Source organism: Streptomyces sp. XD-27, assembly GCF_030553055.1.
GTDB lineage: Bacteria > Actinomycetota > Actinomycetes > Streptomycetales > Streptomycetaceae > Streptomyces.
Genome location: NZ_CP130713.1, coordinates 1,425,482 through 1,438,712, shown reverse-complemented (window position 1 = coordinate 1,438,712; position 13,231 = coordinate 1,425,482). Strand labels below are relative to the sequence as shown.

The window sequence follows — 13,231 nt, the reverse complement described above, 5'->3', positions numbered from 1 at the left end:
CCTCCCGTCCCACCCGACCCGCCGTATCCGCCGGTGGCCGCGCCGTGGCGCCGGATCGCGGTGGGTACGGCCGGTCCTGAATTCGAGGCGCGGGCACCGGGCCAGTACGCGTTCGACTTCCCGGACAGCGAGTGCGACGGCTGGTCGGTGCCTGGGCTCACCATGCGGTTCGCCTCGGTTCGCGGCGCCAAGCACCGCTACTACCGGCAGCCCCGGCAGGATGCGGCCCGGGCAGCGGTCCATGAGGCCACGGGCAGTATCGCGTTCGCGGTCGCCGACGGTGTCTCCAGCGCTACGAACCCCGAACTCGGGGCCGTAGAGGCATGCCGGGCCGCTGTTGACACGTTGCTTCACCTGCTGGACCGGACGCAGGAACCGCTGGACTTCCGGCTCGTCGCCGACCACGCGGCCGAACGGCTGCGGCAGGTGGCTCGGCGGCGCCTGGGTGGCAGGGAGCCGGACGCGGCCGAGGTGGCCGGCCTGTACGCGACGACGCTGGTGACCGGCGTGGTACGTCCCGATTCCGAGGGGGCCCTGGCCGATATCTGCCGTGTCGCGGACTCCGGGGCCTGGGCACTGGACACGGCGAGCGGGCGGTACGAGTCATTGTTTGATGCGAAATCCGGCTCGGACGCCGTGGTCGTATCGAACGAGGTGACGCCCCTTCCGTACGTGCCCGACGTGATCGAACAGGCTGCGATCCACCTGACGTCGCGTCAGGTTCTCCTCGTCGGAACCGATGGATTCGGGGATCCGCTCGGTGACGGCGATGGGCAGGTCGGCACGTTGTTCGCCGCCCACCTCGCCGAACCGACCCCGCCGCTCTGGCTCGCGCACCTGCTGGACTTCTCCCGGGAGACCTTCGACGACGACCGGACCCTGCTGGTGATCTGGCCGCACGACTCGGCAGGACGGCGATGAGCTCACAGCCCGTCTCCGTCATCGATCACAGCACGCTCACCCTGGGGCGCCGGCTCGGTCAGGGCGGCCAGGGCACGGTCTACGAGGTGCCCCAGAGGGTGATCAACAGGGCGGACGGCGGCGGCTGGCCGGTGGTGTACAAGGAGTACAGCGCGGCCGTGCTGCCCGAGCTCGACGCGGCAGCGCTGGAAGCGAGCGTGGCGCTGGTCGGCGAGCTGAGTGCCACGGACGCCCGCTGGCTGTGCGAGAAGACGGCTTGGCCCGCCGCGGTGGTCAAGCGCCACCATCAGACCTGCGGGTTCCTGATGCGTGCCGTTCCCGAACGCTTCCGGTTCACGTTGCGGGGACTCGGCGGCGCTGCCACGGGGACCGAGCGGCTTGCCAACCTGGAGTACCTCCTCAACGACGACTCCTATGTCGCCGGCATCGGCCTGACCGTCAGCGAACGGGACCGGCTCGCCGTCCTGAAAGACTTGGCCGGCACGCTCACCCGGCTTCACCGCATCGGCATCACCGTCGGGGACCTCTCCCCGAAGAACCTGCTGTTCGCGACCGCCCCGCAGGCCGAGTGCTTCCTCATCGACTGCGATGCCATGCGGTTGCGGGGCGCCACGGTGCTGCCCCAGGCGGAGACGCCGGACTGGCAGGTCCCCGACGGCGAGGAGAAGGCCACTCGGGCCAGTGACGTGTACAAGTTCGGGCTGCTCGCGGTCCGGCTCTTCGCGCGTGACCAAACAGCCACCGATCCCGCCGCCCTGGCTGCGGTGCACCCGGAGCTCGGCGACCTGGCCCGCGCCGGCATCGACCCGGATCCCAGCCGTCGGCCCGCACTCAGCCGCTGGGCTGAACAACTGGCCGCAGTCCGCTCGACGGCATCGGCTGTTCCTGCCGCGGCGCCCAGGCCCGGACGGCAACCGAATCCGTCGGGCTCCGGCCCAGGTGCGGGGAATGCGCCGAGCGGCCCGACGGTCAGGCCCGGCCCCGGCGCCCACGTGCCGGGTACAGCCGTTGCCGGTATCGCGGCCGCCATCGCGGTCCTGGTCTTCGGCCTCTCGCACGTCGACGACTCCTCGCCCGGCGATTCCGAGGCCCGCCCACAATCCGACGTCTCCGCGCCTCAGTGGACACCCGACGAGGACGCACCCACGCTGGACCAGTCGGAGCCCGACGAATCCGAGCCGGAGTACACCACTCCGGATCCGGAGCCCTCGTACGACCCCCCGGACCCTGACCCGACGTACGACCCCCCGGACCTCGAACCGACGTATGACCCCCCAGACCCTGAACCGACGTACGATCCCCCGGAACCCGAACCGACGTACTACTACGGCGCCATAGCGGTGTCGAGTGACGGAAGCATCGGGAGGTCCTGGGACTACAGCTCCAGGAGCGCTGCCGAGGAGGGAGCAAGGGACGGCTGCCCGCGAACGGACTGCAAGGTCCTGACGACGTTCGTCAACGGCTGCGGTGCCGTCGCGCACAACCCCAACACCGGTCAGTACTGGGGCGGTCATGGGGCCACGCGGAACGAGGCCGTGAACAACGCCATATCCAACGCGGGCGGCGGCCGATGGATCACTTCGGTGTGCACCCGGCGCTGAGCTTGTTTCGTGGGTTTACGCGTACTTCCTCAATTCACGTCGCGCCAGCGACCGCTGGTGCACCTCGTCCGGGCCATCCGCCAGCTGGAGCGTCCGCGCCGCCGCCCACAGCTCCGCCAGCGGGAAGTCCTGGCTGACGCCGCCCGCGCCGTGCAGCTGGATCGCCCGGTCCAGGATGCCCACGACCGTACGCGGCGTGGCGATCTTGATGGCCTGGATCTCGGTGTGCGCGGCGCGGTTGCCCACCGTGTCCATCAGCCAGGCCGTCTTGAGGACCAGCAGCCGCAGCTGCTCCACGGCGACCCGGGAGTCGGCGATCCACTCCTGGACCACGCCCTGCGCCGCGAGCGGCTTGCCGAAGGCCGTACGGGAGGTGGCGCGGCGGCACATCAGCTCGATCGCCCGCTCGGCCATGCCGATCAGCCGCATGCAGTGGTGGATGCGGCCGGGGCCGAGCCGGGCCTGCGCGATGGCGAAGCCGCCGCCCTCCTCGCCGATGAGGTTGGTCACCGGGACCCGCACCCGGTCGAAGACGACCTCCGCGTGGCCGCCGTGGTAGTGGTCCTCGTAGCCGAAGACCCGCATGGCGCGGCGTACTTCGAGCCCCGGCGTGTCCCGCGGGACCAGCACCATCGACTGCTGCCGGCGGATGTCGGCGCCGTCGGGGTCGGTCTTGCCCATCACGATGAAGATCGCGCAGTCGGGGTTCATCGCGCCGGAGATGTACCACTTGCGGCCGGTGATGACGTAGTCGTCGCCGTCGCGTTCGATCCGGGTCTCGATGTTGGTGGCGTCGGACGAGGCGACGTCCGGCTCGGTCATCGCGAACGCGGAGCGGATCTCGCCCGCGAGCAGCGGCTCCAGCCACTGCTTCCGCTGCCGCGCGGATCCGAACTGGGCCAGGACCTCCATGTTGCCGGTGTCCGGCGCGGCGCAGTTCAGCGCGGTCGGGGCCAGCTGCGGGCTGCGGCCGGTGATCTCGGCGAGCGGCGCGTACTGAGCGTTGGTCAGCCCGGCACCGTACTCGCTGTCGGGGAGGAAGAGGTTCCACAGGCCCCGCTTGCGGGCCTCGGCCTTGAGCTCCTCGACCACCGGCGGGGTGTCCCACGGGGAGGCCAGCGCCGCCCGCTGCTGTTCGGCGACCGCCTCGGCCGGGTGGACGTGCTCCTCCATGAAGGAGAGCAGGGCGGCCCTCAGTTCCTCGGTTCGGGCGTCGTATGCGAAGTCCATGGGGCGTCAGCTCTCCTGGAGGGTGGTGAGGCCGTTACGGATGAACACCGGGACGAGCTCGCCGATGCGGTCGAAGCCGGCGCCGACGGTCTGGCCGAGCGTGAAGCGGTAGTGGATGCCTTCGAGGATCACGGCGAGCTTGAACCAGGCGAAGGCCGTGTACCAGGCGATGTCCGAGACGTCGCGGCCGGACCCGGCCGCGTACCGCTCGATCAGCTCGGCCGGCTCGGGGTGGCCGGGCGCGCCCGCGGTGGTGCTGACCGGTGAGTCGGACAGGTCCAGCGGCCGGCTGTACATCACCAGCAGCCCGAGATCGGTCAGCGGATCGCCGAGGGTGGACATCTCCCAGTCGAGGATCGCGGTGATCCGGTCGTCGGCGTCCACCAGCACGTTGTCCAGGCGGTAGTCGCCGTGGACGACGGTGGGCGCGGGGAGCGGGGCAGCGCCTTGGCCAGTGCCTCGTGGAGGGCGTCGATGCCGGGCAGCTCGCGGTCGCGGGACGCCGCCAACTGCTTGCCCCAGCGGCGCAGCTGCCGCTCCAGGAAGCCCTCGGGCCGTCCGAAGTCGGCCAGCCCGGCGGCGCCGGGGTCGACGGCGTGCAGGGCGACCAGGGTGTCCACCAGGCCCAGGATCACCTCGCGGGTGCGCCCCGGTCCGAGGGCGGTCAGCTGCCCGGCGGTACGGTACGGGGTGCCGTCGACCAACTCCATGACGTAGAAGGGCGATCCGATGACGCTCGCGTCCTCGCACAGCAGCACCGGCTCCGGCACGGGCACGGCCGTCGGGTGCAGCGCGCTGATCACCCGGTGTTCGCGCGCCATGTCGTGAGCGGTCGCCAGGACGTGCCCGAGCGGTGGCCGGCGGACCACCCAGCGGGCGCTGCCGTCGGTGACCCGGTAGGTGAGGTTGGACCGCCCGCCCTCGATCAGCTCGGCGCTCAGCGGCCCGTGCGCCAGCCCGGGGCGCTCGCGGTCCAGATGCGCGCGCAGGCGCTCCAGGTCGAGTCCTGGGGGAGTTCCTTGGCTCATGAGAGCCATCATGCCGACCGGTCGGTATGGAGTCCAGGGCGCGCGGGCATCCGGCCGGGGGTCGGCCGGGGTCGCGCGAGGTGTCAGATCGACCGCTCCATGCTGGGGCGCAACCGGTCCAGCAGGGCGTAGAGCGTCGCGCTCTCCTCGGTGTCGAGGGTGTCCAGCGCGCTGTGGGTGGCCTGCATCTCGGCGCGCACCCGGCGGATCGTCTCCAGGCCCTCGTCGGTGATCGTGACGTTCTTCACGCGGCGGTCGGTGGCCGACGGCTCGCGGCGCACCAGGCCGTGGTCCTCCAGCCGGTCCACGATGCCGGTGATGTTGGAGGCGTCGCAGATCAGCCGCTCGGCGAGGCCGCGCATCGGCAGCGGGTCGCTCCGCAGGTGGTCGAGCACCTTGGCCTGGTTCCCGGTGAGGCCGTGGCGCGCGGCGGCGGCGGCGAAGTCCCGCCACTGGGCGGTGCCGATCGCCGCCAGGAGCTCCAGGAGCTCGATCTTCGTGGGGGCTTGCGGGGTGCTGGCGCTGGCGCTCATGCACCGACTGTAACTGAAGGTAATTAAGAATTTCAACCATTAACTTGACCACCTCAATCATTGAGGTCTACCTTTTCCAAGTTGCTTGATGACTTCAAGCATCCGTGTCACCAAGTAACGAGTCGTGAAGGAACGAGAAGGACCCATGAGCCACGCACCAGCCACCGACGCGGCCGAAGGGCGGCGCAGCGAGACGGTGATCGTCTTCGCGCTCAGCCTGGCCGCCATGGTCGTGTCGATGATGCAGACCCTGGTGGTGCCGATCCTCGGCCGCATCCAGACCGACCTCGACGTCACCTCGGCCCAGGTCAGCTGGGTCACCACCGCCACCCTGCTGTCCGCGGCCGTCTTCACTCCGCTGCTGGGCCGCTTCGGCGACCAGCACGGCAAGAAGTCCACCCTGGTCGGCGTGCTGATCGTCATGGTCGCGGGCTCCGTGCTCGCCGCCACCACCCACTCCCTGGCCTGGCTGCTCGTCGGCCGGGTGCTCCAGGGCGCCGCCACGGCGATCTTCCCGCTCGCGCTGTCCGTGCTGCGCGAGGAGGTCCGTCCCGCGAAGCTCCCCGGAGCGATGGCCCTGGTCAGCGGCACCCTCGCGTTCGGCAGCGGCCTCGCCCTGGTCGCCACCGGCCTGCTCACCTCCGGTGACGACGCCGACTACCGCAGCGCCTTCTGGCTGGCCACCGGGCTCGCCGTCACCGCCCTCCTCGCCGTCGTCTTCCTGGTGCCCGCCACCCGCGAGACCACCGGTGGCCGCACGGACGTGCTCGGCGCCCTGACTCTCGGCGCGACCCTCGTCCTCCTGCTGCTCCCGATCACCCAGGGTCACGAGTGGGGCTGGACCAGCGCCCGTACGCTCGGCGGCTTCGCCGGAGCGGTGGTCATGGCCGCCGTCTGGGTCGTCGTCGAGCGCAAGGTGCGCGAGCCGCTCGTCGACATGCGCATGTTCGCGCACCCCCCGGTGCTGTTCGCCAACATCGCCGGTCTGCTCGTCGGCTTCGGGATGTTCGCCCTGTTCATCGGGGTCTCGTACCTGGCGCAGATGCCGTCCGCGCTCGTCGGGTACGGCTTCGACGCCTCCGTGCTCCGCGCCTCCGTGCAGTTCCTGCTGCCCAGCACGATCGTCTCGCTGCTGTCCGCCCCGCTCGGCGGCCAGCTCGTACGGCGCCACGGGCCGCGCCTGGTGCTGATCCTCGCCTCGGTCGTCGGCACCGCCGGATTCGCGTGGATCTCCCTGGACCACTCCCACGCCGCCTCGGTCATCGGCGCGGGCCTGCTGGTCGGCGCGGGCATCAGCCTCGGCTACGCGGCCATGCCCGCGGTGATCGTCGCCAGCGTCCCGCCGCGGCAGACCGGCATCGCCAACGGCATCAACTCCATCGCCCGGTCCACCGGCAGCGCGATCGGCAGCGCCATGATCACCACGGTGCTCGCCTCCAAGGCCGCGGAGAACCTGCCGCCCGGCGCCCCGCAGCTGCCCGCCGAGTCGCAGTTCACCCTGAGCTTCGTCCTCGCCGGAGCCGCGTTCGCCCTGGTCGCCGTGGTCGCGGCCGTGGGGCTGCGCACGATCCGCACCCACGCGGCCGAGGGCGGCTCCGCCGCCGACGAGGCGGGCGCGGAGCGGACCGCCGAACGGGCGGGGGTCTGAGCGTCCGGGCCCAAAGCCCCGCCCGTCACACCAGCACGGTCGCGCCGAGCACCGCCAGCGCGACCGCGCACCCCGCCGCGACCACGGCCGCCCGCGCGGACAGCGCGGGCGGCCGCGGCGCGGCCATCGCCCGGATACGCCGGTGCGCCGCGCCCAGGAATCCCAGCCAGACCAGCGCGATCAGCGCCGTGGCGAGCAGCGGCACCGGGCCCGGCGCGGCCCGCAGCGCGTGCCGCACGCCGAGCACGCACACCACCGCGTACGCCAAGGTCGTACGCCGCCAGGCCAGCCGGGTGCGCTCCGGCTGGAGCCCCGGATCCCGCGCCGCCCCCGCCATCAGCGGGCCCAGCCGAACGCCGCGACCAGCACCATCCCCACCGCGAGCAGACCGACCGTCACCCCCAGCACGGCCGGGAACCGGGAGGCCGGCAGATCCTCGCCGCGCCGCATCGCCCGCTCGCAGCGCACCCAGTGGTTGACGGCCCGTACGGCGCAGACCGCACCGCCCGCCAGCAGGACGGCGGCCAGCGTCAGCCGCCACGGCCGGGCCATGTCGGGCAGGAACTGGTCCACCGCGATGCCGCCGCCCACCAGCGCCAGCGAGGTCCGCAGCCAGGCCAGGAAGGTGCGCTCGTTGGCCAGCGAGAAGCGGTAGTCGGGGGTGGCGCCCTCCGCCCGCACCCGGGTGGGCGCGAACCACAGCCGCACCCCCGCGACGGCGGCGGCGAGCCCGCCGCGGACGGCACCGGACCGATCGCCGGACCGGGTGCCTGACCGATCGCCTGACCGGTCGCCGGATCGGGTGCCTGACCGGTCGCCGGACCGGGGGACGCGGATCATAGGACGAGCTTACGCGCGCGTCCGGTCAGCGGCGGTGCGCCAGCAGCCGCCGGTACGCCTCCATGCCGTCCGGCACCCACTCCCATTCGGCCAGCCGCCGGGCCAGCTCCTCCTCGGTCAGAAAGGCGTGCCACGCCACCTCTTCGGCCTGCGGCGCCACCGGCAGGTCGCAGCGCACCTCGTAGACCCGGCTGAACCAGGTGTGCTCCGGCGTCTCGTACAGAAAGGTGAACAGCGGTGCGGGCGCGGGCAGCCCGCAGACCCCCAGTTCCTCCTCCGCCTCGCGCAGCGCCGCCTCGTCGTAGGACTCGCCCGCGCCGACGACCCCGCCCACGAACACGTCGTACAGGGACGGGAAGACCAGCTTCTGCGCGGTGCGGCGGTGCACGAAGATCCGGCCCGCCGCGTCCCGGGCCAGGACGAACACGCAGCGGTGCCGCAGCCGCCGGGCCATCGCCTCGCCGCGCCGCGCCTGGCCCACCACCTGGTCCCGCTCGTCCACGATGTCCAGGAGTTCATCGGCGGAGCGCGGCTGCTGCTGTGATGCGGACATGGCGCCATACAAGCAGATCACGCGGACACCGCCGGAAGGTTGACGCCCTACCGGGCGGTATGCAGGATCGCTCCATGGCGTACGACGCGGATGTGATCGTGGTGGGTGCGGGGCTCGCGGGGCTCGCGGCCACCGCCGAACTGGCCGAGGCCGGGCGCAGCGTGATCCTGCTCGACCAGGAGCCGGAGCAGTCCCTCGGCGGCCAGGCGCACTGGTCCTTCGGCGGCCTGTTCCTGGTCGACTCGCCCGAGCAGCGCCGGATGCGCATCCGCGACAGCCGCGAACTGGCCTGGCAGGACTGGCTGGGCACAGCGGGGTTCGACCGCCCCGAGGACCACTGGCCGCGCCGCTGGGCCGAGGGTTACGTCGACTTCGCGGCGGGCGAGAAGCGGTCGTGGCTGCACCGCCAGGGCGTACGCCTGTTCCCCGTCGTCGGCTGGGCCGAGCGCGGCGGCTACGACGCCACCGGGCACGGCAACTCCGTACCCCGCTTCCACATCACCTGGGGCACCGGGCCCGGCCTGGTCGCCCCGTTCGAGCGGCGGGTGCGCGCCGGGGCCGCCCGCGGACTGGTCAGCCTGCGCTTCCGCCACCGGGTCACCCGGCTGTCGCGCACCGCGGGCGACGTGGACACCGTCAGCGGCGAGATCCTGGAACCCAGCGACGCGAAGCGGGGCACGCCCACCAGCCGCGAGGTCTCCGGCGCCTTCGAGCTGCGCGCCCAGGCGGTGATCATCACCTCAGGCGGCATCGGCGGCAACCACGACCTGGTGCGCCGCAACTGGCCGCGGCGGCTCGGCACGCCGCCCGAGACCATGATCTCCGGCGTGCCCGCGCACGTGGACGGGGCGATGCTCGGCGTCGCCGAGGCGGCCGGCGCGCGGCTGATCAACCGCGACCGGATGTGGCACTACACCGAGGGCGTGCAGAACTGGAACCCCATCTGGCCGCAGCACGGCATTCGTATTCTCAGCGGCCCGTCGCCGCTGTGGTTCGACGCCCGCGGCAGGCGCCTGCCGGTGCCGCTCTTCCCCGGCTTCGACACCCTCGGCACCCTCGAACACATCATGCACACCGGCCATGACCACACCTGGTTCGTGCTCACCCGCAAGATGATCGAAAAGGAGTTCACGCTCTCGGGCTCCGAGCAGAACCCCGACCTGACGGGAAAGAGCTGGCGCGAGGTGCTGGGGCGCGCGCGATCCGGCATCCCCGGTCCGGTCAAGGCGTTCATGGACCGCGGCGCGGACTTCGTCGTGGAGCGGTCGCTGACCGCCCTGGTGCGCCGGATGAACGAACTCACCAAGGAACCGCTCATCGACGAGGCCGAGTTGCGCCGGCAGATCGCCGCGCGCGACCGCGAGATCGCCAACCCCTACACCAAGGACCTCCAGGTCACGGCGTTGCGCGGCGCCCGCAGATACCTCGGCGACCGGCTGATCCGCACCGCGGCCCCGCATCGCGTCCTCGACCCCGCGGCGGGCCCGCTGATCGCCGTACGGCTGCACATCCTCACCCGCAAGACGCTCGGCGGGCTGGAGACCGACCTGTCCGCGCGGGTGCTCGCCGACGGCGGCACACCGCTGCCCGGCGTCTACGCCGCCGGTGAGGCGGCCGGGTTCGGGGGCGGCGGCATGCACGGCTACCGCTCCTTGGAGGGCACCTTCCTCGGCGGCTGCCTGTTCTCGGGGCGGACGGCGGGCCGCGCGGCGGCGAAGGCCGTGGGCTGAGAACGGGTCGCCGCGGCAGGCTGACGCCGCGTCAGTCCTCCACCGCGGCGCGCACCCGGCGCGAGACGGTGATGGTGTAGAGGTCGAGCACGCCGGGCGGTTCGGCGATCCCGGGGCCGCCCGCGCGGAGCCAGGCCGCGATGTCGTCCAGCGCGTCGTCGTCGTTGACCAGGCCCAGCCAGACGGGCCGCCCGCCGGCCGCCCTGCCCGCCGCCGACGGCTGGACCACCACGACGTTGGCCTGGTCGCAGACGTCCAGGCACTCCGAGGCGCGGACCCGCGCGGCGTCCCCGAGGGCGGCGCGCAGCCGCGGTATCTGGGCCAAGTGGTCGACGCCGGGAATCTTGCGCGGGTCGCCGCAGCAGCAGCCGCGGCAGACCGTCACTCGGCAGGGGGTGGTGGAATCGCTGGTCACCGGCGTGATCCTAGATCCCTGCCCCGAGCCTGTCCGAACCCGGGCCCGCACATCGGGCCGGATGACGGACCGGGCCGCCGGAGAGTGCTCCGGCGGCCCGGTCGCGATGGGGTGTCAGGTCACTTGTTGATGCACTTGCCGGAATGCGCGAAGTTGAGCAGCGCGATGACGGGGACCTGGTTGCCGCACGCGTTGATCGGAACGTTGATCGGCACCTGGATGACGTTGCCGCTCAGGAAGCCAGGCGAGCCCACGGCCACGCCGCTGGCGGAGGCCCCCTTCCCGTGGTCGTGGTGGTGGTGACGCTTCTTGGCCTTCGTCGGGACCTTCTTGTACGTGACGACGTACTTGCCCTCCGCCGCACGGACCTGGCCCTCGTCCGGGGTTGCCGCGGCGACACCTGCGCCAGTGACGACCAGGGCACAGCTGGCAGCCGTCATGCCCGCCGCCTTGACGAATCGCTTCATCGCCATATTCCTCTCACTTGCCGTGAATGGGGCAATCTTCTCAACGAACGGAATCGTCCATGGATGCGCGTTATCACCCGATCGCATCATCGAAGGTGGTGGGTGTCCCGCGGGGGAGCTCGGGCAGGTGCCCGGTGACGCTCGTTCAGATCCGGCACAGCGGGTCCTCTTCCGAGGCCCACGGCGGAGCGGGTCGGGGATCGCCCGGCGGGGCGGCGGGCGGCTCCGGCACGGTGCCCCGTACACCGGCCGTGTCGCTCCGCGCGGTCGGTACGGCTAACGCCGTGGCCCGCACGCGGCCCTTGCGCAGGCCGACCACCCAGACCGCGACCGGCGCCAGCGACAGCACCACGGCGAGCAGCGCCCACACGATCATGGTCGTGTGGGTGTGGCCCAGGACGAAGGAGGCGATGACCGACCCGCCGAAGACGGTGCACCACAGGAGGTGGATGCGGAAGGTGGCCAGGCGGTCCGGGCTCGCGGAGTTCCCCTTGGGTGTCACCACGAACCGGCTCTTGCGCCGCAGCACCGCGTCGTACAGCGACTTGGCGTAGATCGGCGCGGAGAGCGCGGAGAGCACCATCCCGGCCGCTCCCGAGGAGCCCTCCGGTTCATGGGGGCTGACGTTGTGCCGCCGGTTCCACACGTAGAGCCCGATCTGGAGCGCGGCCGCGTCGCCGTAGAGCATCAGCCACACCTCGGGGGAGATGCGCACACCGGCGGCGCCGACGGCGAGGAAGAGCGTGCAGGACAGCGCCGAGAGCAGCCAGTTGAGCGCCGTCATCGGGTAGTAGGCGACCATCAGCCCGTAATTGAGGAACTTGCCGGGCGGCAGTCGCCACGCGCCCTTCCAGAACTGCTTGAGCACCGTCTCGTACGTGCCGCGCGACCAGCGGAGCTGCTGGGTGAAGAAGTCCGTCCAGGACGACGGGCCCTCACCGACGGCGAGGACGTCGGGGGTGTAGACCGAGGACCACTTACGGCCGGTCGCGGGGTTGCGGTGGCGGTGCAGCTCGAAGCCGGTGGCCATGTCCTCGGTGATCGAGTCGTAGAGCCCGCCGATCCCCTTGAGCGCACTGACCCGTACGGCGTTGTTGGTGCCGACGAACATCGCGCCGCCGTAGGCGTTCCCGGCCCGCTGGATCAGGGCGTGGAAGAGGAACTGCTGGCTCTCGGCGGCCTTGGTCACGGGCGCGTCGTAGTTGCCGTAGACCTGGGGACCCACGACGAACGCGACATCGGGGTCGCGGAAGTAGCCGAGCATGCGCTCCAGGAAGTTGGGCAGCGGGACGTGGTCGGTGTCCACGCAGGCCATGAAGTCGTAGCCGTCGCCGTGCGCGTCCAGCCAGGCGTTGTAGTTGCCGTGCTTGGTCTTCGCCCGGAACGCGCCCGACGGCTGGTTCCACTTCGCCACCCCTTTGCGGGAGAAGTGGCGCACCCCCAGCCGCGCGCACAGCTCCTTGGCGGCCGGATCGTCACCCTCGTCCAGCAGCCAGACGTGGACGGTGCCCTGGTGCCGCAGCCGTACCGCGCCCTCCAGCGTGGCCCGGACCATCGACAGCGGCTCCTTGCCGGGCACGAAGCTGGTCAGGAAGGCCACCCGGGTACCGGGCTCGGCGGGCACCGGCACCGGGTCGCGGGCCATGAGCGTGGCGTGGGCGTTGGAGATGACGGTGAACAGGCGGAAGAACTCGATCAGGCCGATCGAGATGACCATCACCAGATCCGCCGCCCGCTCCCAGCCGGGCACGTCCGGGCGCTGCACCCAGTGCGCGGGCTGGAGCAGCCACAGGAGCAGCACCCCCGAGCACAGCGGCGCGGCGCACAGCAGCAGTGCCGCGCGTAAGCGGTGCGGCTGCTTCGCCAGCAGGCTCCGGTAGCGCACGCGGTACGGCCGGCCCGGCTCCGGGTCCACGAGCGGCCCGGCCAGTTTGCTGTATCGGTCGTATGCGTACGCCGGTCTGTCCGGCGCGTCCTCCACGCCCGCCGCGCCGTCGGCACGGACTGGGCTCGGCGATGTCATCAGGCCACTCCCGCAGGGCTGTCAGGGTCGGAACCGCCCGGGTGACCGACGTGACGGCGCTCGTGGTGACGCACGAGCCGACGCACGCGATGTCGCACGGGCGATAAGCCGGACGGGCGATACCATCCGCTGATCGCCCAAGACGAGAATTTAACAATCACAACGGGCTTATCTGCGTAAATCGGACTTGTGGCGCGCCCTGTGACGGTGGCGAACGGGTGATCACTCCGGCGGTCCTGCGG

General features: G+C 71.7%; 12 protein-coding genes and 1 pseudogene. 4 read left to right on the top strand and 9 right to left on the bottom strand.

The annotated features are described in order from the left end of the window. The first annotated feature begins 162 nt into the window (after positions 1-162). Together Q3Y56_RS06080 and Q3Y56_RS06075 are read left to right on the top strand one after the other, a co-directional pair. Entirely contained in the window at positions 163-921 is a 759-nt protein-coding gene (locus Q3Y56_RS06080) for a protein phosphatase 2C domain-containing protein (protein WP_304460930.1), read from the top strand. Then, the gene (locus tag Q3Y56_RS06075; RefSeq protein ID WP_304460929.1) at positions 918-2,522 is read left to right on the top strand and encodes a DUF4189 domain-containing protein; all 1,605 of its coding nucleotides are present in this window, start codon (positions 918-920) and stop codon (positions 2,520-2,522) included. Before Q3Y56_RS06080 ends, Q3Y56_RS06075 begins: the two co-directional genes overlap by 4 nt. Before the next feature lie 15 nt (positions 2,523-2,537). Here the strand turns inward: Q3Y56_RS06075 and Q3Y56_RS06070 are convergent, their stop codons facing one another. The 3 genes and pseudogenes from Q3Y56_RS06070 to Q3Y56_RS06060 form a co-directional block, all read right to left on the bottom strand. Beyond that, positions 2,538-3,752 carry an acyl-CoA dehydrogenase family protein gene (locus Q3Y56_RS06070; protein ID WP_304460928.1) on the bottom strand — a complete coding sequence of 405 codons (1,215 nt, stop codon included), beginning with the start codon at positions 3,750-3,752 and terminating at the stop codon, positions 2,538-2,540. A 6-nt stretch (positions 3,753-3,758) separates the two neighbouring features. Beyond that, positions 3,759-4,780 (bottom strand): annotated as a pseudogene (locus Q3Y56_RS06065) (phosphotransferase family protein). Between the two features lie 83 nt (positions 4,781-4,863). Beyond that, the gene (locus tag Q3Y56_RS06060; protein ID WP_304460927.1) at positions 4,864-5,313 is read right to left on the bottom strand and encodes a MarR family winged helix-turn-helix transcriptional regulator; all 450 of its coding nucleotides are present in this window, start codon (positions 5,311-5,313) and stop codon (positions 4,864-4,866) included. A 145-nt stretch (positions 5,314-5,458) separates the two neighbouring features. Here Q3Y56_RS06060 and Q3Y56_RS06055 point away from each other — a divergent pair, with 145 nt between their 5' ends. After that, positions 5,459-6,961, top strand: coding sequence for an MFS transporter (locus Q3Y56_RS06055; RefSeq protein ID WP_304460926.1), 1,503 nt, complete (start codon positions 5,459-5,461; stop codon positions 6,959-6,961). 25 nt (positions 6,962-6,986) lie between these two features. Here the strand turns inward: Q3Y56_RS06055 and Q3Y56_RS06050 are convergent, their stop codons facing one another. The 3 genes from Q3Y56_RS06050 to Q3Y56_RS06040 form a co-directional block, all read right to left on the bottom strand. Next, complete coding sequence (locus tag Q3Y56_RS06050) at positions 6,987-7,298, bottom strand: DUF202 domain-containing protein (protein ID WP_304460925.1); 312 nt, start codon at positions 7,296-7,298, stop codon at positions 6,987-6,989. Further along, entirely contained in the window at positions 7,298-7,669 is a 372-nt protein-coding gene (locus tag Q3Y56_RS06045) for a YidH family protein (RefSeq protein WP_304465488.1), read from the bottom strand. The genes Q3Y56_RS06050 and Q3Y56_RS06045 overlap by 1 nt, the downstream gene beginning before the upstream one ends. A gap of 157 nt (positions 7,670-7,826) precedes the next feature. Beyond that, positions 7,827-8,354 carry an NUDIX domain-containing protein gene (locus tag Q3Y56_RS06040; protein ID WP_304460924.1) on the bottom strand — a complete coding sequence of 176 codons (528 nt, stop codon included), beginning with the start codon at positions 8,352-8,354 and terminating at the stop codon, positions 7,827-7,829. A 74-nt stretch (positions 8,355-8,428) separates the two neighbouring features. Here Q3Y56_RS06040 and Q3Y56_RS06035 point away from each other — a divergent pair, with 74 nt between their 5' ends. After that, positions 8,429-10,084, top strand: coding sequence for an FAD-binding dehydrogenase (locus Q3Y56_RS06035; RefSeq protein ID WP_304460923.1), 1,656 nt, complete (start codon positions 8,429-8,431; stop codon positions 10,082-10,084). 31 nt (positions 10,085-10,115) lie between these two features. Here the strand turns inward: Q3Y56_RS06035 and Q3Y56_RS06030 are convergent, their stop codons facing one another. The 3 genes from Q3Y56_RS06030 to Q3Y56_RS06020 all read right to left on the bottom strand — a co-directional run bounded on the left by Q3Y56_RS06030 (position 10,116) and on the right by Q3Y56_RS06020 (position 12,989). Then, the gene (locus tag Q3Y56_RS06030; protein ID WP_369696716.1) at positions 10,116-10,499 is read right to left on the bottom strand and encodes a (2Fe-2S) ferredoxin domain-containing protein; all 384 of its coding nucleotides are present in this window, start codon (positions 10,497-10,499) and stop codon (positions 10,116-10,118) included. 119 nt (positions 10,500-10,618) lie between these two features. Continuing rightward, positions 10,619-10,966 carry a chaplin gene (locus Q3Y56_RS06025; RefSeq protein ID WP_304460922.1) on the bottom strand — a complete coding sequence of 116 codons (348 nt, stop codon included), beginning with the start codon at positions 10,964-10,966 and terminating at the stop codon, positions 10,619-10,621. A gap of 145 nt (positions 10,967-11,111) precedes the next feature. Next, on the bottom strand, positions 11,112-12,989 hold the full coding sequence (locus Q3Y56_RS06020) for a glycosyltransferase family 2 protein (RefSeq protein ID WP_304460921.1): 1,878 nt from the start codon (positions 12,987-12,989) through the stop codon (positions 11,112-11,114). Positions 12,990-13,231 lie beyond the last annotated feature (242 nt).

What these genes read in the sequence shown, in the direction of transcription:
- Q3Y56_RS06080 (WP_304460930.1), top strand. Translation starts at nt 163, where the DNA reads ATGCGGTTCGCCTCGGTTCGCGGCGCCAAGCACCGCTACTACCGGCAG.
- Q3Y56_RS06075 (WP_304460929.1), top strand. Translation starts at nt 918, where the DNA reads ATGAGCTCACAGCCCGTCTCCGTCATCGATCACAGCACGCTCACCCTG.
- Q3Y56_RS06070 (WP_304460928.1), bottom strand. Translation starts at nt 3,752, where the DNA reads ATGGACTTCGCATACGACGCCCGAACCGAGGAACTGAGGGCCGCCCTG.
- Q3Y56_RS06060 (WP_304460927.1), bottom strand. Translation starts at nt 5,313, where the DNA reads ATGAGCGCCAGCGCCAGCACCCCGCAAGCCCCCACGAAGATCGAGCTC.
- Q3Y56_RS06055 (WP_304460926.1), top strand. Translation starts at nt 5,459, where the DNA reads ATGAGCCACGCACCAGCCACCGACGCGGCCGAAGGGCGGCGCAGCGAG.
- Q3Y56_RS06050 (WP_304460925.1), bottom strand. Translation starts at nt 7,298, where the DNA reads ATGGCGGGGGCGGCGCGGGATCCGGGGCTCCAGCCGGAGCGCACCCGG.
- Q3Y56_RS06040 (WP_304460924.1), bottom strand. Translation starts at nt 8,354, where the DNA reads ATGTCCGCATCACAGCAGCAGCCGCGCTCCGCCGATGAACTCCTGGAC.
- Q3Y56_RS06035 (WP_304460923.1), top strand. Translation starts at nt 8,429, where the DNA reads ATGGCGTACGACGCGGATGTGATCGTGGTGGGTGCGGGGCTCGCGGGG.
- Q3Y56_RS06025 (WP_304460922.1), bottom strand. Translation starts at nt 10,966, where the DNA reads ATGAAGCGATTCGTCAAGGCGGCGGGCATGACGGCTGCCAGCTGTGCC.
- Q3Y56_RS06020 (WP_304460921.1), bottom strand. Translation starts at nt 12,989, where the DNA reads ATGACATCGCCGAGCCCAGTCCGTGCCGACGGCGCGGCGGGCGTGGAG.